The organism is Streptomyces coerulescens, assembly GCF_042657965.1.
GTDB classification, from domain to species: Bacteria; Actinomycetota; Actinomycetes; order Streptomycetales; family Streptomycetaceae; genus Streptomyces; species Streptomyces coerulescens.
Map to the genome: position 1 here is coordinate 174,581 of NZ_JBHSKM010000008.1, position 22,774 is coordinate 197,354.

The window sequence follows — 22,774 nt, forward strand, 5'->3', positions numbered from 1 at the left end:
CACACGCCGTTGTGCGCGGCCTCGCCGTACCTCACCGCGGCCGGCCGTGACGATACTGCTGGTCAGGGCACGATCGGAGCCGGCCGCGGCGTTTCGGAGGGCTGTGCTCAGCCCAGGCGCTGCACCAGCGCGTTGTACTCGTCCCACAGCTCCTTCGGCGTGTGGTCGCCGAAGGTGTTGAGGTGGTCGGGGACGAGCGCCGCCTCCTCGCGCCAGATCTCCTTGTCGACGGTGAGGAGGAAGTCGAGGTCGGACTCGGCCAGTTCGAGGCCGTCGGTGTCCAGGGCGCCCTTGGCCGGCAGGATGCCGATCGGGGTCTCGACGCCCTCGGCCTTGCCGTCGAGGCGCTCGACGATCCACTTCAGCACGCGGCTGTTCTCGCCGAAGCCGGGCCAGACGAACTTGCCCTCGTCGTTCTTGCGGAACCAGTTGACGTAGTAGATCTTCGGCAGCTTGGCCTGGTCCTTGTCCTTGGCCACGTCGACCCAGTGGGCCATGTAGTCGCCCATGTTGTAGCCGCAGAAGGGCAGCATCGCGAACGGGTCGCGGCGCAGCTCACCGACCTTGCCCTCGGCGGCGGCGGTCTTCTCGGAGGCCACGTTGGCGCCGAGGAAGACGCCGTGGTTCCAGTCGAAGGACTCCGTCACCAGCGGTACGGCGGTGGCGCGGCGGCCGCCGAACAGGATCGCCGAGATCGGCACGCCCTTGGGGTCCTCCCACTCGGGCGCGATGATCGGGCACTGCGAGGCGGGGACCGTGAAGCGGGCGTTGGGGTGGGCGGCCGGGACGTCGGACGCGGGCGTCCAGTCGTTGCCCTTCCAGTCCGTCAGATGGGCCGGGGTCTCCTCCGTCATGCCCTCCCACCAGATGTCGTTGTCATCGGTGAGGGCGACGTTGGTGAAGACGGAGTTGCCCCACAGGGTCTTCATCGCGTTGGCGTTGGTGTGCTCACCGGTGCCGGGCGCGACGCCGAAGAAGCCGGCCTCGGGGTTGATGGCGTACAGCCGGCCGTCCTCGCCGAAGCGCATCCAGGCGATGTCGTCGCCGATCGTCTCGACGGTCCAGCCGGAGATCGTGGGCTCCAGCATGGCGAGGTTGGTCTTGCCGCACGCGGAGGGGAAGGCGGCGGCGACGTACTTGGACTCGCCCTGCGGCGGGGTGAGCTTCAGGATCAGCATGTGCTCGGCCAGCCAGCCCTCGTCGCGGGCCATCACCGACGCGATGCGCAGGGCGTAGCACTTCTTGCCGAGCAGGGCGTTGCCGCCGTAGCCGGAGCCGTAGGACCAGATCTCGCGGCTCTCCGGGAAGTGGGAGATGTACTTGGTCTGGTTGCAGGGCCACGGGACGTCCGCCTCGCCGGCCTCCAGGGGCGCGCCGACGCTGTGCACGGCCTTCACGAAGAAGCCGTCGTCGCCGAGTTCGTCGAGGACGGCCTGACCCATACGGGTCATGGTGCGCATGGAGACCGCGACATAGGCGGAGTCGGTGATCTCGACGCCGATGGCGGAGAGCTTGGAGCCGAGCGGGCCCATGCAGAACGGGACGACGTACATGGTCCGGCCGCGCATCGAGCCGCGGAAGACGCCCTTCTCACCGGAGAAGACGTCCCGCATCTCGGCGGGGTCCATCCAGTGGTTCGTCGGGCCCGCGTCCTCCTCCTTCTCGGAGCAGATGAAGGTCCGGTCCTCGACGCGCGCGACGTCGGTCGGGTCGGAGGCCGCGTAGTACGAGTTGGGGCGCTTGATCGGGTCGAGCTTGCGGAACGTGCCCTTGACGACGAGTTCCTCGCTCAGACGCTCGTACTCGGCCTCGGATCCGTCACACCAGACCACGCTGTCCGGCTGCGTCAGTTCTGCGATCTCGTTCACCCACGAGACCAGTTCGCGGTGGTTGGTGGGAACGACGGGGGGAGCCGCGTTGTCGCGCGCCACGGTTGCTCCTAAATGAGGGATTTTGTCCTGAATATGCCCTTGTATGCCCCGTGGGGGCCGCGACCCGGATGCTTCGCGGATCGAATCGGCCGTTCCGACCATCCGCGCTCATCCGGTGCCGACCGCACTCATTTGATCATCCGACGCGTCTGCGCATATGTCCAGAGGGCGTCACAGGTGAGCGGCGTGAGCATCGCCACTCATCCAGATGTTTTCGATGCGTCACCGCCGCTTCACCCCGGGTGCGCCCCTTGCGGGTACCCCGTGAGACGATGGCCACTTAAGGGCGCCCATCTGGCCACTCTGACGCGTAACTTACGGTTCCGTAGGTACGATGCCCCGCATGACTGCGCCCGTCCCCGACGCGCCAACGGACACGCCGGCCGCCGGCCGCGGTTCCGACGCGCCCTCGCTGCCGCACCAGATCGCGCACCACGCTCAGCAGCTCTCGGAGGAGATCAAGCCCAAGCTCCGGGGCTGGCTGCATCTCGGTATGTTCCCGGCGGTGCTCGTCGCCGGTCTGGTGCTCACGGCCCTCGCGGACTCGCCCCGGGGCAGACTCGCCTGCGGGATCTACGTCCTCACGGCCTGCCTGCTGTTCGGCGTGAGCGCGCTGTACCACCGGGGCAACTGGAGCCCGCGCATGGACGGCATCCTGCGCCGACTGGATCACGCCAACATCTTCCTGATCATCGCGGGCACGTACACGCCGCTGACGATGCTGCTCCTGCCGGAGACCAAGGGCCAGTGGCTGCTGTGGGGCATCTGGGCGGCCGCGCTGGCCGGCATCGTGTTCCGGGTCTTCTGGGTGGGCGCCCCGCGCTGGCTCTACACCCCCTGCTACATCGCGATGGGCTGGGCGGCGGTCTTCTTCCTGCCGGACTTCATGCGCTCGGGCGGCATCGCCGTGCTGGTCCTGGTGATCGTCGGCGGCGTCCTCTACAGCGCGGGCGGCGTGATCTACGGCATCAAGCGCCCGAACCCGTCACCGCGCTGGTTCGGCTTCCACGAGGTGTTCCACTCCTTCACGTTGGCGGCGTTCGTCGTGCACTACGTGGGGATCTCGCTGGTGGCGTACCAGCACGCGTAGCGCCCCGCCCCCCTTCAGGGCCACGGCTTCCAAGCCGTGGCCCTTTTTCATGCCCTCTTTCACGCCATCCGACATTGACAGCTCCACGCTTTTGAGAGTTACTCTCATTTCATGGTTACTGTCACTCCAGATCCCCGACGCTGGTGGGCGCTCGCCGCCCTCGTCGCGAGCATGCTCACGCTCGGCTTCGACATGACGATCCTCAATGTGGCCCTGCCGACCATGGCCGCCGACCTCGGCGCCGACACCGGCCAGCAGCAGTGGATGGCGGACGCGTACGTCATCGTCTTCGCGGCTCTGATGCTCCCCGCGGGCCTGCTCGGCGACCGGTTCGGGCGCCGCCGGATGCTGGTCGCCGGGCTCGGTGTCTTCCTCGCCGGGTCGCTGGTCGGCGTCCTGGCCGGCGACGTGAACGCGGTGATCGTCGCCCGAGCCGTGATGGGCGTCGGCGCGGCCCTGGTCACCCCGCTCTCGCTGTCCGTACTGCCCACCCTCTTCGGCCCCGAGGAGCGCACCAAGGCCGTCGGCATCACCTCCGCCGCCTCCGCGCTCGGCCTGCCGCTCGGCCCGATCATCGGCGGCTGGCTGCTGAACCACTTCTGGTGGGGCTCGGTCTTCCTGATCAACGTCCCGATGGCCGCGATCGGCATCGCCGCCTGCGTCTTCCTGCTCCCCGAGACGAAGGACCCCGCCTCCCCCAGGGTCGACACCGTCTCCACCGCGCTGGCCGCGACCGGACTCGGCGCCCTCGTCTACGGCATCATCGAGGCGCCCACCCGGGGCTGGGGCGACCCGCTGGTGCTGGGCATGCTCACCGCCGCGGTCGTCCTGATCGCCGCCCTGGTCCTGCGGGAACGCCGGGTCGAGCGCCCCATGCTCGACATGACCCTGCTCGCCCACCGCGGCTTCCTGTTCAACACCGTCGCCGCCACCCTGGTGACGTTCATCCTGACCGGCCTGCTGTTCGTGCTGCCGCCCTACCTCCAGGCCGTCCTCGGCCACGACGCCCTGGGCACCGGCGTGCGACTGCTGCCGATGATGGGCGGACTGCTGGTCGCCTCCCGGCTCGCCCCGAAGGTCGTCTCCCGCTTCGGTGCCCGTCCCGCGGTGAGCGCGGGCCTGGTGGTGCTGGCCTTCGCCGGGCTCCTCGGCAGCCGTACGACCGTGGACTCCGGCTACGGATTCGTCGCGCTGTGGCTCACCATCACCGGCCTCGGCTTCGGTCTCTCGCTCATCCCCGCCATGAACGGCGGCCTCAGCGCCCTGCCCCGCGACCGCGCGGGCAGCGGCTCCGGGCTGCTGATGACCCTGCGTCAGGTCGGCGGTGCGATCGGCATCGCCCTGCTCGGCAGTCTGCTCGCCGGCGCCTTCCGGGACCGGCTCGACGTCACCGGACTGCCCGCGCGGGCGGCCGACACAGCCGGGGAGTCCGTGGTCGCGGCGCACCTCGTCGCCGGGCGGACCGGCTCCGCGGAGCTCGCGGCATCCGCGAACAGTTCGTATGTCCACGGCATGGGCGTCGTGCTGCTGGTGTGCGGGATCGCGGCCCTCGTCTCCGCGCTGCTGGCGGCGGCGTTCCTGCCGAGCACACCCGATCCGGAGACGCCCGAGGCCCCGGACATGGCTGCCGAGCGGGCCGATGCCCGACAATGAGCCCCATGACCCCCGCACACTCCTCTCCCCTGACCGACCGTCCCCAGCTGGGGCTTCGTGAGCGGAAGAAGATCAAGACCCGGACGGCGATCCGTGACGCGACGTACGCGCTGATCAAGGAGCAGGGCTACGACGCCACCACGGTCGAGCAGATCGCCGAGCGCGCCGAGGTGTCGCCGTCCACGGTCTTCCGCTACTTCCCGACCAAGGAGGACATCGTCCTCACGGACGAGTACGACCCGATGATGCTGGAGGAACTGCGCGCCCGGCCCGCGTCGGAGTCCTGGATGGACTCGGTGCGGTACGTGATGCACCGGTCCATGGACGCGCTGCTGGCCGAGGACCCCGAGGCGGTCCGGATCCGGGCCCATCTGGCGGTCCAGATCCCCGCCGTCCGCGCCCGGATGATCGAGAGCATGTCGGCGACCGGACGCCTGCTGCGGGGCGCCATCGCCGAGCGCCACGGTCTGGCCCCGGACTCCCTCGAAGTGCGGGTCTACGCGATGTCCCTGGTCGGCGGCCTGATGGAGGCCAACATCACCTGGGCGGAGAACGACTGCCAGGACGAGCTCCGCGATCTGGTGGACCGGGCCCTGGACGTCATCGAGCACGGCCTCCCCGCGAAAAAGGCCTGAGGCCGAAGCTCTGGTCCGTGACATCCTGGCCGGGTGAACGGTCCCGAGATCCATGTCGAGTTCGCCCCCGAACTGCGGGTGTTCCTGCCCAACGGCCGGCGCCGGGACGGTGCCGCCCGGGCCGCCACCGACGGTGTCTCGACGCTCGGCCATGTCGTGGAGTCCCTCGGCGTCCCGCTGACCGAGGTCGGTGCCGTGGTCGTGGACGGCCGCGAGATGCCGGTGTCGTACGTCCCGACGACGGGCGCCACCGTGTCGGTACGGCCCGTCGCCCGCCCCCAGCGGGTGCCCGGCGCTCCCCTGCGCTTCCTGCTCGACGTTCACCTCGGCACCCTCGCCCGCCGGATGCGGCTGCTCGGTGTGGACACGGCGTACGAGTCGACCGACATCGGCGACCCGGCGCTGGCCGCGCTCTCGGCCGCCGAGCAGCGGGTCATGCTGAGCCGGGACCGGGGGCTGCTGCGCCGCCGTGAGCTGTGGGCCGGGGCGTATGTCTACAGCACCCGTCCCGATGACCAACTCCGTGACATCCTGGACCGGTTCCGGCCCGAGCTGCGGCCCTGGACCCGGTGCACCGCCTGCAACGGCCTGCTCCAGGAGACGACCAAGGAGGAGGTCGCCGACCAGCTGGAGGGCGGGACGCAGCGGTCGTACGACGTCTTCGCGCAGTGCATCGAGTGCGGGCGCGCGTACTGGAAGGGCGCGCACCACGAGCAGCTGGTCGCCATCGTGGAACGCGCCCTCGCCGACTACGCGAGCTGAGACTAACGCCTGCTCACATCACCCTTTCCACAGGCGGTCCCGTCCCTGTTCGGGTCCAGCCGCAGCGGGTCGTCCTTGCCGTTGACCTTCAGGCGGCCGTAGTCGTTCTTCTTCAGCCAGTCGCAGCGGGACTTCGTCGTCGCCTTCACGGTCGGCGGGAAGTCCGTCGGGACGCAGACGTTGACGGAGCCGTAGTGGCGGTCGCAGCCGGAGACGGTCGGGCTGACCTTCTGCGAGGTGCGCTTCTTGCCGGGGCCGGTGACCTTGCCCTTGAGGTCGTCGGCGAAGTCGTGGACGTGGGCCTCCGTGGCGCTCAGGGCCGAAGGGCCTTGCAGGTGAACCCACTTGGCCACCGACGGCACCCCGTTCGCGTCCACCGCGAAGAGCATGTACCAGCCGGGCGGGGCCAGGTTGGGGTTGCTCGTGACGTTGAGGTCGATGTTGTCGCCGTCGACGGAGAGGGGCAGATCCACGAACCGCTGGTTGGGGTCCGAGGAGTGGGTCACCGCGGCCGGACGGATCAGTTCGGCCTTGGCGATGGGGCGGTCGACGGTGATCCGCTGGGTGTCGCCGTACGTCCACTCCGTGTCGATCACCGAAGTGATCGTCGGGCGCTCGCCCTTGAGGAGATAGGGCGGGGTGTAGATCGACACGTCGTGGTTCCAGCTGCCGTTGCCCGGGTTGTCGCCGGTCGCCATGACGCGGCCGTCGGGGAGCAGGAAGGCGGACGAGTGGTAGCCGCGCTCCTCCGGGTCCGCCGCCACCGGGTCGAAGGTGCCCGTCGCCGGGTCGTAGATCGACGACTCGTACACGGGGTCGGCCCGGTTGTGCAGGGCGCCGCCCGTCTCCAGGACCTTGCCGTCGGGCAGGAGCACCGCGGAGACGTACATCTTGCCCTGGTTGCCGGTCTGCGGGACCTTGCCGCCGCCGAGGTCGACGGTGCCCTGCGGGAGCGGCGGTCCGGCCACGTAGGACGGGTTGGGCTGCTTGAGGTCGATGACGTCGGTGAGGCGGTTCGCGTCCGGGTTGGAGTCGATGTTGCCGCCGCCGATGGTGAGGACCTTCTGGTCCTGGGCCGGGGGCAGCAGCACGCTGGCGGACTGGTCGCGCTCGTCCTTGTTCTGCAGGCCCGGGATCTGGGTGACCGTGTTGGCGCCGTAGTCGTAGATCGCCGAACCCGTGCCGGGGATGTTGTTGCCGAAGACATGGCTGCCGGAGTAGAAGAGGCGGCCGTCCTGCATCAGGATCATCGACGGGTACAGGCCCCAGTACGACCAGGTCTGGTTGACCTTCCAGAGCTCCAGCCACTTCTGCTCGGCGTCCGACCACAGCTCGGCGGTGACCGAGCCGGTGGAGTCCTCCTTCAGACCGCCGAAGGAGATCACGTCACCGTTGCCGAGGACGGTGGCCGACGGGTACCAGTGGCCGTCGTTCATGTCGTTGGTCTTGCTGTAGGTCTCGGTGACCGGGTCGAAGATGTACGAGTCCTTGTAGCCCTGGTAGCCGATCGTGCCGTCGGCCGACGGATAGCCCTTGTTGCCGCTCATCACGAGCACACGGCCGTCCTGCAGCTGCACATGCCCGGCGCAGAACATGTCCTTCGGCGTGGGGATCTGCTTGTACGTGCCGTTCTCGGGGTCGTAGACCGCGCTGGTGAACGTGCCCGCCTCGAACATCTGCTCGCTGTTGCCGGAGCCCGCGATCAGCAGCACCTTGCCGTTGTTGAGGACGACGGAGTGCATGGAGCGGACCGGGTTCTGGGTGGGCAGCACGTCCCAGCGGCCGTTGGCGCACTCCTCGGCCGTGCCCGTGCACACCGGGTCCGGGACGGCGTCGGCGACCTGGTCCATCGTGTAGTCGTCGGTGGTGACGGAGCCGGTGCCGTAGACGGAGACGCCCCAGGCGATCCGGTCGGTGCCGGCGGGCACCTCGGGCGTGCGGACCGTCGCCTCGGTCCAGCTCCCGGCCATCTCCAGGGTCTTGAGGTCGGTCCAGTACTGCCAGCCCGCCGTCGCGTCGTGCCGGAAGAGGGTGACCGAGGTGTCGGGGGTGGTCGACTTGTACCAGAGCCCCAGGTCGTACTGCTTGCCCGGGGTGACGACCGGCGCGCACTCGGCGGACTCGGTGATGAGCGCCTTGCGGTCGCCCTCGACCCGGCGGGTCAGCGTGACCTTCATGGCCTTGGAGCCCGAGTGGGCGTCGGCCACGGTCTCGAAGGTGAAGTCGTTGTCGCCCCAGCCGGACTTCTTCCAGCAGTAGGGCATGTCGTCGGTGCCGGCGGTCTCGAAGCCGGGGTTCTTGACGAGGTTGGCGGCGGAGGCGGACTGGGGCGAGGTGAGGAGCAGACCGGCGGTCAGGGCGCCCACCCCGACCAGTGCGGTCCTTCTTCGATGTGTGCCGACGAGGCGCTTTTTCATGCGGCTCTCCTTGCGGTGCGGCTCCCGTGCCGCCGACCTGAACGACGGCGCGGCAGATAGACCAGCGCTTCGGTTCCGACGAAGCGCAGGACGAACGTGATGACCAGGGCCAGCGCGGTCGCGGGCAGCACGGCGAGGCCGAACTGGCCCACCAGCAGCGCGATCAGCGGGATGCGCAGCACCAGGTCGGCGTTGGCGAGCAGCGCGAACCGGATCGTGCGGTCGGCCCAGTGCCGATGCTGCCGCCGGTCGCGGAACAGCAGCTTCTCGATGAGCAGGAAGTTCCAGGCCACGCCGAACTGGTTGGCGACGATCTCCGCGGGGAGGTAGTGCAGCCCCGCCTGCGTCATCGCCCACAGCGCGGCCAGGTTCGGCACGAACCCGGTGAGCCCGATCAGCCCGAACACCACCATCCGGGACAGCGGGTCGGCCGTGCGCAGCCCGGCGAGGTGGCGCAGGAAGCGCCGCCCCTCCGCCGCGGTGGACTTGGACTCCCCCGCGAACCGCTCCTGGAAGACGAACGGCACCTCGGTGACCCTGCGCGGACGGCTGCGGACCGCCAGCTCCAGCAGGATCTTGTAGCCGAGCGGCTTGAGCGCCTCCGCGGTGATGTCGCTGCGGCGGATCGCGAAGAAGCCGCTCATCGGATCGCTGATGCCGTGCAGCCTGCGCGGGAAGAGGGACTTCGTCAGCCAGGTCGCCAGCCGCGACACGGCCACGCGGTAGCTGCCCGCGAGCCCGGCCCGGCTGCCGCCCTTGATGTACCGGGAGGCGACGACGAGCCCGGCGTTCGCGCGCTCGCCGGTGGCCACCAGCTCCGGGACCAGGGACGGCGGGTGCTGGCAGTCGCCGTCCATCACGACGATCCAGTCCGACCCGGCCGCCTTCATCCCCTCGACGACGGCGCCGCCGAGCCCGCCGACGGGTTCGTCCCGGTGGATGACGGTGACCGGGAACGGGCAGTCCTGCGCGGCCTCCTTGATGACCTGCGGGGTGTCGTCGCTGGAGTCGTCCACGAAGACGACCTCGCAGGGCAGCCGGGACGGTACCGACTCGGTGATCTGGTGCAGCAACTGCCGTACGTTCGCCGACTCGTTGAAGGTCGGCACGACGATGGTGACGGCGCCCGGCTCGGGCACTTCCACGGCCTCTACGGACGGATCGCCCAGCTCTCCGGGGGCGGTGTACTCGTGGGTCATCGCACGCCTCCGGCGGCTGTCTGGATCTGGCGGATCTCGATGCGGTCCTCGCCGCTGCCGAAGACGGCGACCGTCCTCGAGTGTTCGATGGCCGCCTTGACGTTGGGCAGGTCGACCGCGTCGCGCCGGACCGTCGGGGAGGCGACGACGTAGTCGAGGTCCTTCCAGCCGCGCGGCATGGTCTTGGTCACGGCCGGGTCGAGGTCGGCCTTGTAGAACCAGATGACGCCGAGCCCTGGCTTGTACCCGGCGTGCACCAGGTCCAGCCAGAGCGCGTCGTCGACGAGGACGCGGGTGTCCTCGGGGTCCGCCACCTCGGTGGACAGCCACTTGGAGGCGGCCTGGTAGGGCGCGTTGGCGTCGGCGGTGACGGCGGTGCGGTCGCCGTCGTACCAGCGCGGGACGACGTACGCACCGGCCGCGATCGCGAGGACGGCGGCGAGCGCGTACCGTCCGCCGGTCAGATACCGGTGCTCGGCCTCGGACCGCCATCGCCGCAGCACGGCGTGGGCGACGGAGGCGGTGCCGCCGGCGAGGACCAGGGCGAGGAACGGCAGTGCCTGGATGACGTACATGGCGGGCAGATAGCCGCTGGGGCGCATGGCCACCAGCGCGAGGATGACCACCGCGAACGACGGTCCGGCCAGGGCGCGGGCGGTGACCGACCAGCGCCAGGTCACCAGGAGCAGCAGGCCGCCCGCGAGGCCGCCGACGATGAGGACACGGTCGTAGTAGAGCCAGGACTGCAGGACGCCCCACGAGCCCGATCCCTGGTCGAGGATGAAGCCCGAACCGGGTCTGGTCATCTGGTACTTGATGCCGTCCCAGAGCGAGACATGCCCGCTGCCCGGCATGAGTTCGCCCTTCAGCAGCGCGAACAGGGGGTACGACAGGCCGATCAGCGCGCACGCGGTGACCGCGCCGGTGAGGGCGAACTTGCGGGTGTCGCGGTGGCTGTGCCGCCACATGGTGATGAGGACCGCGGGGAGGACGAAGAGCATCGTCTCCTTGGTCAGTACGGCCGTCGCGGCCGCGATTCCGGCGCCGAAGTGGTGCCACAGGTGCCGGCTCGGCGAGGCGGCGAGGGCGAACGCGAGCAGTGTCCACATCACCGCGAGGTTGTCGAGGAAGATCTCCCGCTGGAGCACGACCGACAGCGGCGACAGGCCGAACAGGACCATGCCGAGTCCGGCCGCCCAGCGCGGCAGCGACAGCCGCCGTCCGATGACGTAGACCAGGACCGCGCTGATCGCGCTGATGACCAGCATCGCGGCGCGCATGGTGCCGACGGTCATCGACTCGGGGCTGAGCGCGGCCGGTATCCAGGTCAGCAGGGCGAGCTGGATCCAGCCGAGCGGCGGGTGGTCGTACCAGTAGGTGTAGTGGGCGAGACCCCGGCCCTCCTGGACCGCCCAGGCCTGGGCGAGATAGGTGCCCTCGTCGTCGCTGAGGGTCGGGTAGTCGGCGATGTTCCAGCCCTGGACGACGAGGATCGCGACGAGGAGTACACCGCACAGGATCAGGTCGGGGCGGGAGGAGCGGAGACGGAGCGGCGGCGGCGTTCGACCCGTCGAACGCTCCGCCGGGACAGGTTGTCTCTGCGCGGGGACCTTCGGAGTGGTCACCGCGGGAAGGGTGGAGGTCACGCGGGGACGTCCTCTCGGAGGTCTCGGGTCGTTCCGGCACCGGCTTCGGCATCGGCGAGATGCGCGCCGACGTGGCTGGTCAGCTCCCAGTCGTTCTGACCGCGCTGCTCACGCCACACGGCGCGGACGGCGGCCCCGGCGAGGAGCACCTGGTAGAAGGGGCCGCCCACGATCAGCTTCAGGTAGTGGACGAAGCGGACGCGCAGCCCGTACTGCTTGCCGAAGTCGTGCAGTCCGACGACCTCGAAGACGAAGGTGACGAGCGCGGTGACGGCCGGCAGGAAGGTGATGAAGGCGACGGTCACGGAAACGTCGAGGAACACGGCGATCGCGATGTTGAGCGGGATGATGAGCCCGGTGAAGGCCTGCATGAACGGCGTCATGAGCGTGTACCGGGCGAGCAACCGCTGTCCGAAGGTGGGCAGTTGCTTCCAGTCCTTCTTCCGGTAGACCTGGAGGAAGCCCTGGTTCCAGCGGGTGCGCTGCTTCAGCAGCGACATCAGACTGCCGGGCGTCTCCTCCTTGGTCACCATGTCGGAGTCGTAGGCGACGACGACCTTCTTGCCGACGCTGGAGAGACGGACGCCCAGGTCGCAGTCCTCGGCGAGGCAGTTGGGGTCCCAGCCGTCGGCCTCGCGCAGCACATCGGTGCGTACGAAGACGGTGTTGCCGCCGAGCGGGATGAACCCCTTCTGCGCGTGCAGATGGAGCCGCGAACGGAACCAGAAGAAGTACTCCAGGCAGTTGCGCAGGCTGTACCAGCTGGAGTGGAAGTTGATCAGCTGGACGCCGCCCTGGACGACATCCGCTCCGGTCGTGCGGAACGCGTGGTCGACATGCGCGAGGAGCTCCGGGTGGACCTGGTCCTCGGCGTCGAAGACCCCGACGACGTCGCCGCGGCAGTGCGGCAGCGCCGTGTTCATGGCCTTCGGCTTGTTCTTCTTCTCGTGGGTGTCGACGACCACGCGCACGCGCGGATCACGCGAGGCGGCCTTCTCGGCGACCTCGGTGGTCTCCGGGTCGTCGTGCCCGACGATGACGATGATCTCGAAGTCGGTGTGTGTGGACTCCAGCAGTCGCTGGATGGTGTGGTCCAGCACGGCCTGTTCGTGCCGTGCCGGAAGCAGCAGCGAGAACGACACATGCTCGTCCCCGTCCGGTCTGCTGAACCGGGTGGAGGCGAGCACTTCGGGCGTACGCCACGCGTGCATCTGCCACCACAGGGTGAAAGCCGCCATCCAGAACAAGGCCAGCGAGACGACGGCTATGAAGACAGACGTCAGCAACAGATCCCCCCAGATCCCCAATGCCCCCTGGCGCGACGGTGAGTTACACCTGTCGCGGCACTGTGCAGAGATTAAGTGGGATCTGTGAAGTCCGCAGGCTGTTTTGATGAAGAGCGCGTTTCATCACAACGAGACCCGAGAGTGAACGATTCGAACACAGCTTGCGTAAGTGCCCCGTTATGGCGGGTGTTTCACCTGCTCAGCGCGGTGCGCAGCCGGTCGGGATCCGTGGTCGGGGCGTCACAGGTGAAGTTGCGGCAGACATAGGCGGCGGGTTCACCCTGCTGCAGCGGCCGGTCGGCGAGGAGCGGAAACTCGTCACTCTCCGGAGTCCCCATGGCCACGACTGCGCCCGGGGCGGTGCCCAGAAGCGCCGTACGGTGCAGAGCTTTTGTGCCCTCGTCAGTCGGACTCGGCCCGACCACCGCGACCTCACGCGGCCCGTCGAGGTTCGCCTCGGCGACCGCGAGCCCCCAGCCGATGAAGCGGGGCACACGCGGACCCAGGGCCTTCACGACGCCCAACGCCCGTTCGGCGGCGGTGCGATGGGGCTCGGCGCCGGTCTGGGCGGCGTAGCTCAGCAGCGCGCCGGCCGCCGCGCTCCACCCCGAGGGGGCGGCGTTGTCGGTGGGGTCCTGCGGACGGCGGATCAGCCGCTCGGCGTCGGCGGCGGTGTCGTAGAGCCCGCCGGACTCGTCGTCCACGAACCGGGCGAGCACATGGTCCAGCAGGAACCCGGCGAACTCCAGCCAGACGCCCTCGCCGGTGACGGACGCCAGCGCGAGGAAGCCCTCGGCGACATCGGCGTAGTCCTCCAGCACGCCCGCGTTCGCGCCGACCTGGCCGTCCTTGCTGGTACGGGCGATACGGGCCTGCTCGTCGAGGTGCAGCCGGACGAGGAGGTCGGCGGCGCCGAGGGCCGCGTCCACCAGGTCGGGACGGTCGAAGTAGGCGCCGGTCTCGGCGAGGGCGGCGATGGCCAGGCCGTTCCAGGCGGCGACGATCTTGTCGTCCCGGCCGGGCGCGGGGCGCGTCGCGCGCCGCTGGAGCAGACGCTCACGGATCGACGCGATCCTCTCGGCGTCGAACAGCTCGTCCTGCTGCGGGAGCTGGAGGACGGAGGAGCCGTGCTCGAAGGTGCCCTCCCGCGTCACGCCGAAGTACCGCACCGCGAGGTCGGCGTCGTCGTCGCCGAGGACCTCGCGCAACTGCTCCGGCGTCCACACGTAGTACGCGCCCTCGACGTGCTTGCCGGTCCCGTCGTCGCTGTCGGCGTCGAGCGCGGAGGCGAACCCGCCCTCGTCGGTGCGCAGTTCACGCACCATGAAGTCGGCGGTCTCCAGGGCGACGCGCCGGGCGAGCTCGGAGCCGGTGGCACGCCAGAGGTGGGCGTAGGCCCGGCACAGCAGGGCGTTGTCGTACAGCATCTTCTCGAAGTGCGGCACGACCCAGTCCCGGTCGACGGAGTAGCGCGCGAACCCGCCCCCGAGCTGGTCGTAGATCCCGCCCCTGGCCATCCGCTCGCAGGTGTCCTGGGCCATCTGCAACGCACCCTCGGCGCCGGTGCGCGCGTGATGCCGCAGCAGGAACTCGATCACCATGGACGGCGGGAACTTGGGTGCGCCCCCGAATCCGCCCCGCTGCGGGTCGTACTCCCGGGTGAGCCCGAGCAGTGCCTGCGCCAGCTCCTGCTCGCCCGGGGCCTCGGGACCGCCGTAGGAGATCTCCCGCCCGGCGAGATCCCGCACGATCTTCCCGGCGACCTCGGCGACCTCGTCGCGCCGGTCGGTCCAGGCGGCGCTCACGCCCTGAAGGACCTGACGGAAGGACGGCATGCCGGAGCGGGGGGCGGGCGGGAAGTAGGTGCCGAAGTAGAAGGGCTCGGCGCCGGGGGTGAGGAACACCGTCATGGGCCAGCCGCCCTGGCCGGTGGCCGCCTGGACGGCCTCCATGTAGACGGCGTCGACATCGGGGCGCTCCTCGCGGTCCACCTTGATGTTGACGAAGTGGGCGTTGAGGTAATCGGCGGTCTCCTGGTCCTCGAAGGACTCGTGCGCCATGACGTGGCACCAGTGACAGCTGCTGTAACCGACACTGAGCAGGACCGGTTTGTCGCTCTTGCGGGCCTCCTCGAAGGCCTCGGCCGACCACGGCCACCAGTCGACCGGGTTGTCCGCGTGCTGGAGCAGATAGGGGGACGTCTCGTGAGCCAGTCGGTTCGGCATGGGGTCCATCCTGCCGCAGTACCCGCGATACACCGCACAGCACATGGTTCTGTGCGCCGACGTGCCGCCGTTCCCGCCGACCACCGGATGCCACCCCCGCGGGCACCCTTCCTCCGCCCTTGCCTCACCGCCCCCGGCCCTCTCCCCGCGGCGCCTCGTGCGCAGCGGACTTGACCGACGGAAATCCGGGAAGGGACCCGGAGAGCCAGTTGCCGCCGGAGGGGGACGCCATATGCGGGACAGCCATCGGACCGATGCCGAGCGGCTGTTGGCCCGGGCCGTGGAGGAGGAGGTGCGGCGCTCGGGCGGCCGTATCGACGGACAGGTGCTGCTGTCGCGGGCGCGCGGGGCACTGGACTCCATGGCGCAGGCGGCGGCCGAGGAGTACGAGGCGTATACGCGCGCACTGGACGAGGCGGAGGCCGGCCGGCTGACGTTCGGCCAGCGGTTCGCGCGGGAGGGCGGCGGTACGCCGCTGATGGTGGCCGCCGTGGCCGCGGTCGCGGCCATCGTCTCCGACCTGGCGCTCGGCACCGGCACCAGCACCGCGGTGGGCGCGGGGGTGACCGTGGGCGTCGTCGGCGCGGCGGCGACGGTCGTGAAGGTGGCCGGCACGCATCTGCCCGCCGCGCACCACCGCGCGGGCGCCGTCGGCCAGCCCGGCGGCCCACAGCAGCTGCGTCTGCAGTGGCTGACCGCGCTGGAGGTCCGCGGCATCCGGCCCTTCCTCGACCAGCAGCGGGTGCTCAGCGCGTCCACCGGCCCGAAGCAGGCGGGGCCGAGGCTGAAGGGCGCGGACAAGAGCGCGGCGGCCCGGGGGCGCAGTGTGCTGGAGCAGTCGTTCGGCCAACTCCCCGAGCCGATCGGTCCGTTCGCGGGCCGTCGGCAGGAGATGGCCCGCATCGGGCAGTGGGTGCAGGCGGCACGCGCCAGTACGGAGACCAGGCCGACGGTCGTCGTGCTGCACGGCCCGCCCGGCAGCGGCCGTACCGCACTGGCGATCCGTGCGGCCCACGAGCTGAAGGACCAGTTCCGGGGTGCGTGCGTGGTGGACCTGCGCGGCGACACCGCGGAGGAGCCTCCGCTGTCGACGAGAGACGCGCTGCTGCATCTGCTGAACCGGCTGGGCGCCCCGCGCGAGCAACTCCTCTTCCGTGAGCGCTCATCGGCGGACCAGCAGGTCAAGCGGCTCAGCGACCTCTACCACCAACACCTCACCGGCCTGCCGGTCACGGTCGTCCTGGACGACGCCTCGGACGCCCGGCAGGTCCGCACCCTCGTCCCCGAGCGCTCCGACAGCCTGGTCCTGGTCACCGCCCGCGAACCCCTCGACCTGCCCTCCGACCTCGCCGCCTGGGTGCACCACCTCCCGGTGGAGGCACTGGACGCGGCCGGCTCCGAGGAGCTGCTGGCCGCGGCGGCCCAGGACTCCTCGGGCCCCTACGACGCCGAATCGGCCGACCGGATCCGGCAGTTGTGCGGCGGCCTGCCGCTCGCGCTGCGCGTCGCGGGCTCCTCACTGGGCCCGCGCTCACCGCGCACACTGGCGACGGACCTGGGCGCGTACGGCCCGGTGGAGCCGATCGAGCGGGTGCTGTGGCTGCGCTACACCGACCAGTCGGATGCGGCGCGGCGCCTGCTGCGCCGGCTCGCGCTGGCGGGCCGGGCCTCGCTGGGCGCGGCAGCGGCCGCATCGCTGCTGGCCACCGACGAGGCGGAGGCGACCCGGCACCTGGAGGCACTGTCCCGGTCGGGCCTGATCGACCATGTCCGCGGCAACCGCTACCGCCTGCACGACCTGGTCCGCGCCTTCGCCCAGGCCCGCCTCCTCGACGAGGAGGAGCCCGCGGAGCGCACGGCGGCGCAGGAACGGCTGATCGTGAACTACGCCGATCTCGCCGACTCGGTGCTGCGGCTGGTCGACGGCAACATGTCGACCCGCTCGGACCGCTTCGGCCCGCACGGCTTCACATCGCTGGACGACGCGCTGCGCTGGCTCGACGACGAGTCGAGCTTCATCACGGCGGCCCTCAGACACGCGGAGGACGCCAACCAGGCGGCGGTGCTGAACCTGCTGGGCGCCCTGTGCGACTACTGCCTGCTGCGCGGCGACCTCTACCGCCTCGGCGAGATCAGCGAGCTCGCGCAGGCCGTGGACAAGGGGCTGCTGGTCCGCTCGGTGCAGTGGCGCACCGGCATCGCGGCCCGTCAGCTCGGCGAACTCGACAAGGCCCGCGCGACCCTGACCTCGGTGGTCGACCTCTACATGGAGGCCCAGCACGACGCGGGAGCGGCCCGTGCTCTGTGCTCGCTGGGCATCACCCTGCACCACCAGGGCAACCTCACCGAAGCGGCCACGAAGCTCCGTGAGGCCATGGACCTCCAGTCGGCGCCCGAGCTGGCGACGGACCGCGCCTGGACGATGCATGCGCTGGCGGCGGTGGAACGCGACCGGGGCCGTGTCGCCGAGTCCCTGGACCTGCTCACCGAGTCCCTGTCCCTGCACCGGGCCGGCGAGTCCCTGCACGGCGAGGCATGGGCCCACTTCCAGCTGGGCCAGCTGGGCCTGCGGATGGGCGACGTACCGCGCGCGGACGAAGATCTACGGGCGGCCCTGGAGCTGTACGGCCGCACCCGCGACGCCCGCGGCGAGGCCTGGGCCCTGACCCAGCTGTCCCGGGCCCGGCTGGTCGCCGGCGATCCGTCCCCGGCCGTGGACGGCCTGCGCCAGGCGGCCGCACGCCACCGTGACAACGAGGACGCGCGCGGCGAGGCGTGGTCCCTGTACTACCTGGGCCAGGCCCTGGAGGAGACGGGCAACCTCGACCTCGCGGTACGCGAGCTGGAACGCTCGCGGACGATGTTCTCGCGGATGCGCGACGTGTACGGGCTCGCCTGCGCCCGGCACCACTCGGCCCGGGTGACCCGCGACCAGCGGGCCGCGCAGACGGGCTCCCTGCGCAACTCCGGATTCGCCCGCCAGCTGCTGGTCGACGCCCGCGCCGACTTCCAGCGCATCGGCGTCGCACACGGCGAGGCATGGACCTGCCTGGAGCTGGCGGTGGTGGACGCCGGGAACACCCGCACCCAGCAGGCGCTGGGGCTGTGCGACGAGGCGATCGGTCTGTTCGCGTCGTACGGCGACCGCCGCGGCGACGACTGGGCGCGCTTCCTGCGCGGCACCCTGCTGCCGTACGCCGCCCCCGGCGGGGTGGAGGTCGGCACGGCGGTGGCCCAGGAGGAACTGGCCCAGCTCTCCCACACCGGTCACCTCCTGCGCGACACCAAGCTGGACGGCTATGTCGAGGCGTTCCAGCTGCTGCTGGAGCGCGGTGTGAACCTGGAGGAGGGCTGGCAGGCCTGGCGGCTCGGCATGGTGCCGAACCGCCACGCACGCGAGGTGATGGGAGTGGCGACGGCCGCCCGGCACTGATGTGCGCCGGGGGCTGTCCGCGCTAGCCCTGCTGCGGCTTCGCCGCGCCGGTCGCTTCGGCGGAGTCCCCGGAATCTGCCTTCGGATCCGGGGCCTCCGTGAACTCGACCCTGTTCATGTGGCGGTTCATGGACTTCATCAGGCCCCAGACCGCCAGTGCCATCACCGCGAAGACGACGAAACCGAGGACGCCGGGGGTGACCTTGTCCTCGTCCACCTCCTTGGCGAGGGTGGCGAGCTGTGTCATTGCCAGGCTTGCGCTTGCGCTCATGTCAGGCATTGTCGCGGATGCCCGCAAAGAGGTCGTCCTCGGGGAGGGAGGTATCGACGAGGGACTTCGCCAGCTCGTACTCCTCCGTCGGCCAGACCTCCTTCTGGATCTCCATCGGGACCTTGAACCAGCCGCCGTCGGGGTCGATCTGGGTGGCGTGGGCGATCAGGGCCTTGTCGCGGATCTCGAAGAACTCCGCACACGGCACATGCGTGGTCAGCGTGCGCTCGGTGCGCTCGAACTCGCTCCAGCGCTTGAGCCAGTCCCCGTACGGCGACTCCAGACCGCGCTCCAGCAGCGCGTTGTGCAGCGCCTCGGTGCGGGGGCGGTTGAAGCCCTGGTTGTAGTAGAGCTTCCGCGGCTGGTACGCCGGGCCGAACTCCGCCTCCGGGTACTTCTCGGCGTCCGCCGCGCCCTCGAAGGCGACCATCGAGATCTTGTGGGTCATGATGTGGTCGGGGTGCGGGTAGCCGCCGTTCTCGTCATAGGTGGTGATCACCTGCGGACGGAACGAACGGATCTGCTTCACCAGCTCACCGGCCGCCTTGTCGACGTCCTCCAGGGCGAAACAGCCCTCCGGCAGCGGCGGCAGCGGGTCGCCCTCGGGCAGGCCGGAGTCGACGAAGCCGAGCCACTCCTGCTTGACCCCGAGGATCTCGCGGGCCTCGTCCATCTCCTTCTTGCGTACCTCGTGGATGTGCTCCTCGATGTACTTGTCGCCCTGGAGCTTCGGATTGAGGATGGAGCCGCGCTCCCCGCCCGTGCAGGTCACGACCAGCACGTCCACCCCCTCGGACACGTACTTCGCCATGGTGGCCGCGCCCTTGCTCGACTCGTCGTCGGGGTGGGCGTGGACGGCCATCAGTCGCAGCTGGTCAGTCAAGACTCAATCCTCGTAGTCGGCGCCCCGGTGTGCCCCGGTGCTATCGGCGGCTTCTATAGTGACCGAATCGGAGGGCGGATAATTCCGGGGTACGGCCCCCAGGCCCCTCTTTCCGGACATCGGTCCCGCCCCGGCGGAGAGGACGATCATGAGCACGGCGAGCACGCGGCTGCCCGAGGGCCGCTACGGCCGTTCCTCGGACGCGCGCGCCGACCGCACGCTGAAGATCGTCGGCGGTGTCCTCGGGGTACTGCTGCTGGCGCTGATCGGCTATTTCGCCTACTACTACGTCGGCCAGAACAAGATCAGCGCCGAGGTGATCGAGTTCGACGCCCAGAAGGACGCCGTGAAGGTGCATCTGGAGGTCCGCAAGGACGCCGGCGCCTCCGGCTACTGCACCGTGCGCTCCCAGGCGGAGAACGGTGCCGAGGTGGGCCGGGCCGACTTCCGCTTCGACGGCGACGCCACCCGGATCGACAAGGTCGTCACGCTGCGTACGACGTCCCAGGGGACGACGGCCGAACTGCTCGGCTGCCACTCCGACTGATCCGACCGCCCGAATCCGACCGAGCTTGGCCGACATCGACCGGATCGGTCCGCAATGCGTAGGCGCTGACCTGCGTTGATGTGATTCTGATGGCTTATGTCCTCCCCCTTCGGCCTTTGAATTGTTAGGCTCGTGGTTTCGCCCATCCATGAGGGAACATCCTTCTGGGTAGGGCGATGCTTTGTATTCCCAGTACCGACGAGGAGCACCTGTGACCCAGACCAGCGAGAACGTCACCTGGCTGACCCAGGAGGCGTACAACCAGCTCAAGGCCGAGCTGGAGTACCTGTCTGGTCCTGCGCGCACGGAGATCGCCGCCAAGATCGCGGCCGCGCGCGAGGAGGGCGACCTGCGCGAGAACGGCGGGTACCACGCGGCCAAGGAGGAGCAGGGCAAGCAGGAGCTCCGTGTGCGCCAGCTGACCCAGCTCCTGGAGAACGCCCAGGTCGGCGAGGCGCCGGCGTCCGCGGACGGTGCGGTGGCGCCCGGCATGGTCGTGACGATCGCCTTCGACGGTGACGAGGACGACACGATGACCTTCCTGCTCGCCTCGCGCGAGTACGCGAGCTCCGACATCGAGACGTACTCGCCGCAGTCCCCGCTGGGCTCCGGCGTGATCGGCCACAAGGTCGGCGAGGACGCCGAGTACGAGCTGCCGAACGGCAAGACGGCCTCGGTGAAGATCCTCAAGGCCGAGCCCTACAACGGCTGACGCCGCCTGAGGCCGCCCCCAGGACCTTCAGCACCGGTCTTCCACGAGCCCCCGGCCGCCTTACGGCGCCGGGGGCCTCGTCATGCGGTCGCGGAGCGGTACTTCCGTACCGCCAGGGTGCGGAACACGATGATGATCAGGACCGAGTAGATCAGTGAGGCCCACACCGGGTGCTGCATGGGCCACGCGTCCGACTGCGACTGGCCCGGATTGGCGAACAGCACCCGACAGGCCTGCACGGTGGCACTGAACGGGTTCCACTCGGCGATGTGCCGCAGCCACGGGGTCATGTGGCTGGTGTCCACGAACGCGTTCGAGATGAACGTCACCGGGAACAGCCAGATCAGCCCGCTGGACGTGGCCGCTTCGGGGGTCTTCACGGACATACCGATCAGGGCGCCGATCCAGGTGAACGCGTATCCGAGCAGAAGCAGCAGGCCGAAGGCGCCCAGCACCCTGCCGGCGTTGGTGCTGCCGTCCGAGCCCACCCGCCAGCCGACCAGCAGCGCGACCACGGCCAGCACGACCAGCGTCAGCGCCGTCTGCACGGAGTCGGCGAAGGTCCGCCCGGTCAGCACCGCGCCGCGCGCCATGGGCAGCGAGCGGAAACGGTCGATCAGACCCTTGTGCATGTCGTCGGCGATGCCCGCGCCGGAGCTTGCGGTGGCGAAGGTGACGGTCTGCGCGAAGATGCCCGCCATGAGGAAGTTCTTGTAGTCGGCGGCGCTGGTGCTGTTGCCGATCTGCATGGAGCCGCCGAAGACATAGGTGAACAGCACGACGAACATAATGGGCTGAATCAGCCCATAGATGATCATCTCCGGAATCCGGGACATGCGAATCAAATTGCGTTTCGCAACGACCATCGAGTCCCGGACGGACTGGCTGAACGGGTTCGTGGCCGGGGCGACCCGCACGGCGTCGGTGACGGCGCTCACTTCGCGGCCTCCTTCTTCTCGCGGCTGTCCTGCTTGCCGTTCTCCTCGTTCTTGACCTCCGCGAGGTGGCCCGTCAGGGACAGGAACACGTCGTCGAGGGTGGGGCGGCGCAGCCCGATGTCGTCGATCTCGATACCGCGGGTGTCGAGCTCCCGGATGACCTCGGCGAGCAGCTTGGCGCCGCCGGTCACGGGCACGGTGAGCTTGCGCATGTGGTCCTCGACCGTGGTCTCGCCCTTGCCGAAGCCGTGCAGTACTTCCGAAGCGGCCTGTATGTCGTCGCGCTCGTGCACCACGACCTCGACGCGCTCGCCGCCGGTGCGGGCCTTGAGCTGGTCGGAGGTGCCCTTGGCGATGACATGGCCGTGGTCGACGACGGCGATGTCGTGCGCGAGGTGGTCGGCCTCTTCGAGGTACTGGGTGGTCAGCAGCAGGGTCGTGCCCCCCGAGACCAGTTGCTTGATGACCTCCCACAGCAGTTGGCGGTTGCGGGGGTCGAGGCCGGTGGTCGGCTCGTCCATGAACATCACGGGAGGTGAGACCACCAGGGCCGCCGCGAGGTCGAGTCGGCGCCGCATGCCTCCGGAGTAGGTCTTCGCGGTCCGGTCGGCGGCGTCGGCGAGGTCGAACTGCTCCAGCAGCTCGCCCGCGCGGGCCTTGGCCGCCTTCGCCTTCATCTGGTAGAGCTGGCCGACCATCTGGAGGTTCTCGCGGCCGGTGAGGTATTCGTCGACCGCGGCGAACTGGCCGGACAGGCCGATGGAGCGGCGGACGGCGTCGGGGTTCTTCAGGACATCGATGCCGGCGACGACCGCCGAGCCGCTGTCCGGTTGCAGCAGGGTCGTCAGGCAGCGGACGGCCGTCGTCTTGCCCGCGCCATTCGGCCCGAGCAGACCCAGGACGGTGCCCTCGGGGACATCGAGGTCCACGCCGTCCAGAGCCCTTACGTCGCCGAAGGTCTTCACCAGGCCTTCGGCATAGATGGCGCCTGGCATATGAGTCTCCACGTCATCGGGAAGCTTCGGAAGAACAGGTTTGCACTTTTCGTTCGTCTCAGCTGCGGATTTACGAGACACACCATAACGCGATGTATCGCGTCTCTCAATGGACTTGCCCGAATGAGTGACAAAGGGCTTCCGACCTGGG

General features: G+C 69.7%; 17 protein-coding genes. 7 read left to right on the forward strand and 10 right to left on the reverse strand.

Features of this window, described 5'->3' with window-relative positions:
• Positions 1-107 precede the first annotated feature (107 nt).
• Complete coding sequence (locus tag ACFPQ9_RS15105; RefSeq protein ID WP_380852847.1) at positions 108-1,931, reverse strand: phosphoenolpyruvate carboxykinase (GTP); 1,824 nt, start codon at positions 1,929-1,931, stop codon at positions 108-110.
• A 343-nt stretch (positions 1,932-2,274) separates the two neighbouring features.
• On the opposite strand from ACFPQ9_RS15105, the gene trhA reads away from it, so the two are divergent.
• The 4 genes from trhA (at position 2,275) to ACFPQ9_RS15125 (ending at position 6,071) form a co-directional block, all read left to right on the forward strand.
• Positions 2,275-3,021, forward strand: a complete 747-nt coding sequence (trhA, locus tag ACFPQ9_RS15110; protein ID WP_380852850.1) for a PAQR family membrane homeostasis protein TrhA — start codon at positions 2,275-2,277, stop codon at positions 3,019-3,021.
• Between the two features lie 111 nt (positions 3,022-3,132).
• Entirely contained in the window at positions 3,133-4,674 is a 1,542-nt protein-coding gene (locus tag ACFPQ9_RS15115; protein ID WP_380852853.1) for a DHA2 family efflux MFS transporter permease subunit, read from the forward strand.
• Positions 4,675-4,679: 5 nt separating this feature from the next.
• Positions 4,680-5,309, forward strand: a complete 630-nt coding sequence (locus ACFPQ9_RS15120) for a TetR/AcrR family transcriptional regulator (protein ID WP_380852856.1) — start codon at positions 4,680-4,682, stop codon at positions 5,307-5,309.
• A gap of 33 nt (positions 5,310-5,342) precedes the next feature.
• Positions 5,343-6,071, forward strand: a complete 729-nt coding sequence (locus ACFPQ9_RS15125) for a Mut7-C RNAse domain-containing protein (protein ID WP_380852859.1) — start codon at positions 5,343-5,345, stop codon at positions 6,069-6,071.
• Between the two features lie 2 nt (positions 6,072-6,073).
• Here ACFPQ9_RS15125 and ACFPQ9_RS15130 read toward each other — a convergent pair whose 3' ends face one another.
• The 5 genes from ACFPQ9_RS15130 to ACFPQ9_RS15150 all read right to left on the reverse strand — a co-directional run bounded on the left by ACFPQ9_RS15130 (position 6,074) and on the right by ACFPQ9_RS15150 (position 14,844).
• Positions 6,074-8,488 (reverse strand): galactose oxidase-like domain-containing protein, encoded by a 2,415-nt coding sequence (locus ACFPQ9_RS15130; protein ID WP_380852862.1) that lies wholly within the window; start codon positions 8,486-8,488, stop codon positions 6,074-6,076.
• Positions 8,485-9,687 (reverse strand): glycosyltransferase, encoded by a 1,203-nt coding sequence (locus ACFPQ9_RS15135; protein ID WP_380852865.1) that lies wholly within the window; start codon positions 9,685-9,687, stop codon positions 8,485-8,487. Before ACFPQ9_RS15135 ends, ACFPQ9_RS15130 begins: the two co-directional genes overlap by 4 nt.
• Positions 9,684-11,333 (reverse strand): ArnT family glycosyltransferase, encoded by a 1,650-nt coding sequence (locus ACFPQ9_RS15140; protein WP_380852868.1) that lies wholly within the window; start codon positions 11,331-11,333, stop codon positions 9,684-9,686. Before ACFPQ9_RS15140 ends, ACFPQ9_RS15135 begins: the two co-directional genes overlap by 4 nt.
• On the reverse strand, positions 11,330-12,619 hold the full coding sequence (locus ACFPQ9_RS15145) for a glycosyltransferase (RefSeq protein ID WP_380852871.1): 1,290 nt from the start codon (positions 12,617-12,619) through the stop codon (positions 11,330-11,332). Before ACFPQ9_RS15145 ends, ACFPQ9_RS15140 begins: the two co-directional genes overlap by 4 nt.
• Before the next feature lie 191 nt (positions 12,620-12,810).
• Positions 12,811-14,844: a thioredoxin domain-containing protein gene (locus ACFPQ9_RS15150; protein ID WP_380852874.1), complete on the reverse strand. Its 2,034-nt coding sequence runs from the start codon at positions 14,842-14,844 to the stop codon at positions 12,811-12,813.
• A gap of 232 nt (positions 14,845-15,076) precedes the next feature.
• Between ACFPQ9_RS15150 and ACFPQ9_RS15155 the strand changes: the two genes are divergently transcribed.
• Positions 15,077-18,277, forward strand: coding sequence for a tetratricopeptide repeat protein (locus ACFPQ9_RS15155; RefSeq protein WP_380852877.1), 3,201 nt, complete (start codon positions 15,077-15,079; stop codon positions 18,275-18,277).
• 22 nt (positions 18,278-18,299) lie between these two features.
• On the opposite strand, the gene ACFPQ9_RS15160 is transcribed toward ACFPQ9_RS15155, so the two are convergent.
• On the reverse strand, positions 18,300-18,557 hold the full coding sequence (locus ACFPQ9_RS15160; RefSeq protein ID WP_380852880.1) for a hypothetical protein: 258 nt from the start codon (positions 18,555-18,557) through the stop codon (positions 18,300-18,302).
• A complete protein-coding gene (gene mca / locus ACFPQ9_RS15165) occupies positions 18,550-19,410 on the reverse strand; it encodes a mycothiol conjugate amidase Mca (protein ID WP_380853898.1) in 861 nt (286 codons plus the stop codon). Before mca ends, ACFPQ9_RS15160 begins: the two co-directional genes overlap by 8 nt.
• Before the next feature lie 169 nt (positions 19,411-19,579).
• Between mca and ACFPQ9_RS15170 the strand changes: the two genes are divergently transcribed.
• Together ACFPQ9_RS15170 and greA are read left to right on the forward strand one after the other, a co-directional pair.
• Positions 19,580-19,978 (forward strand): DUF4307 domain-containing protein, encoded by a 399-nt coding sequence (locus tag ACFPQ9_RS15170; protein ID WP_380852883.1) that lies wholly within the window; start codon positions 19,580-19,582, stop codon positions 19,976-19,978.
• A gap of 211 nt (positions 19,979-20,189) precedes the next feature.
• Positions 20,190-20,690 carry a transcription elongation factor GreA gene (gene greA, locus ACFPQ9_RS15175; protein WP_380852886.1) on the forward strand — a complete coding sequence of 167 codons (501 nt, stop codon included), beginning with the start codon at positions 20,190-20,192 and terminating at the stop codon, positions 20,688-20,690.
• An 80-nt stretch (positions 20,691-20,770) separates the two neighbouring features.
• Here greA and ACFPQ9_RS15180 read toward each other — a convergent pair whose 3' ends face one another.
• Positions 20,771-21,628: an ABC transporter permease gene (locus ACFPQ9_RS15180; RefSeq protein ID WP_380852889.1), complete on the reverse strand. Its 858-nt coding sequence runs from the start codon at positions 21,626-21,628 to the stop codon at positions 20,771-20,773.
• The gene (locus ACFPQ9_RS15185) at positions 21,625-22,623 is read right to left on the reverse strand and encodes an ATP-binding cassette domain-containing protein (protein ID WP_380852891.1); all 999 of its coding nucleotides are present in this window, start codon (positions 22,621-22,623) and stop codon (positions 21,625-21,627) included. Before ACFPQ9_RS15185 ends, ACFPQ9_RS15180 begins: the two co-directional genes overlap by 4 nt.
• Positions 22,624-22,774: the final 151 nt, after the last annotated feature.

Excerpts from the sequence above, each read along its gene's own strand:
- ACFPQ9_RS15160 (WP_380852880.1), bottom strand. The coding sequence starts at position 18,557 with ATGCCTGACATGAGCGCAAGCGCAAGCCTGGCAATGACACAGCTCGCC.
- ACFPQ9_RS15155 (WP_380852877.1), top strand. The coding sequence starts at position 15,077 with ATGCGGGACAGCCATCGGACCGATGCCGAGCGGCTGTTGGCCCGGGCC.
- ACFPQ9_RS15185 (WP_380852891.1), bottom strand. The coding sequence starts at position 22,623 with ATGCCAGGCGCCATCTATGCCGAAGGCCTGGTGAAGACCTTCGGCGAC.
- ACFPQ9_RS15170 (WP_380852883.1), top strand. The coding sequence starts at position 19,580 with ATGAGCACGGCGAGCACGCGGCTGCCCGAGGGCCGCTACGGCCGTTCC.
- ACFPQ9_RS15120 (WP_380852856.1), top strand. The coding sequence starts at position 4,680 with ATGACCCCCGCACACTCCTCTCCCCTGACCGACCGTCCCCAGCTGGGG.
- trhA (WP_380852850.1), top strand. The coding sequence starts at position 2,275 with ATGACTGCGCCCGTCCCCGACGCGCCAACGGACACGCCGGCCGCCGGC.
- ACFPQ9_RS15130 (WP_380852862.1), bottom strand. The coding sequence starts at position 8,488 with ATGAAAAAGCGCCTCGTCGGCACACATCGAAGAAGGACCGCACTGGTC.
- ACFPQ9_RS15135 (WP_380852865.1), bottom strand. The coding sequence starts at position 9,687 with ATGACCCACGAGTACACCGCCCCCGGAGAGCTGGGCGATCCGTCCGTA.
- ACFPQ9_RS15115 (WP_380852853.1), top strand. The coding sequence starts at position 3,133 with ATGGTTACTGTCACTCCAGATCCCCGACGCTGGTGGGCGCTCGCCGCC.
- ACFPQ9_RS15150 (WP_380852874.1), bottom strand. The coding sequence starts at position 14,844 with ATGCCGAACCGACTGGCTCACGAGACGTCCCCCTATCTGCTCCAGCAC.
- mca (WP_380853898.1), bottom strand. The coding sequence starts at position 19,410 with ATGGCCGTCCACGCCCACCCCGACGACGAGTCGAGCAAGGGCGCGGCC.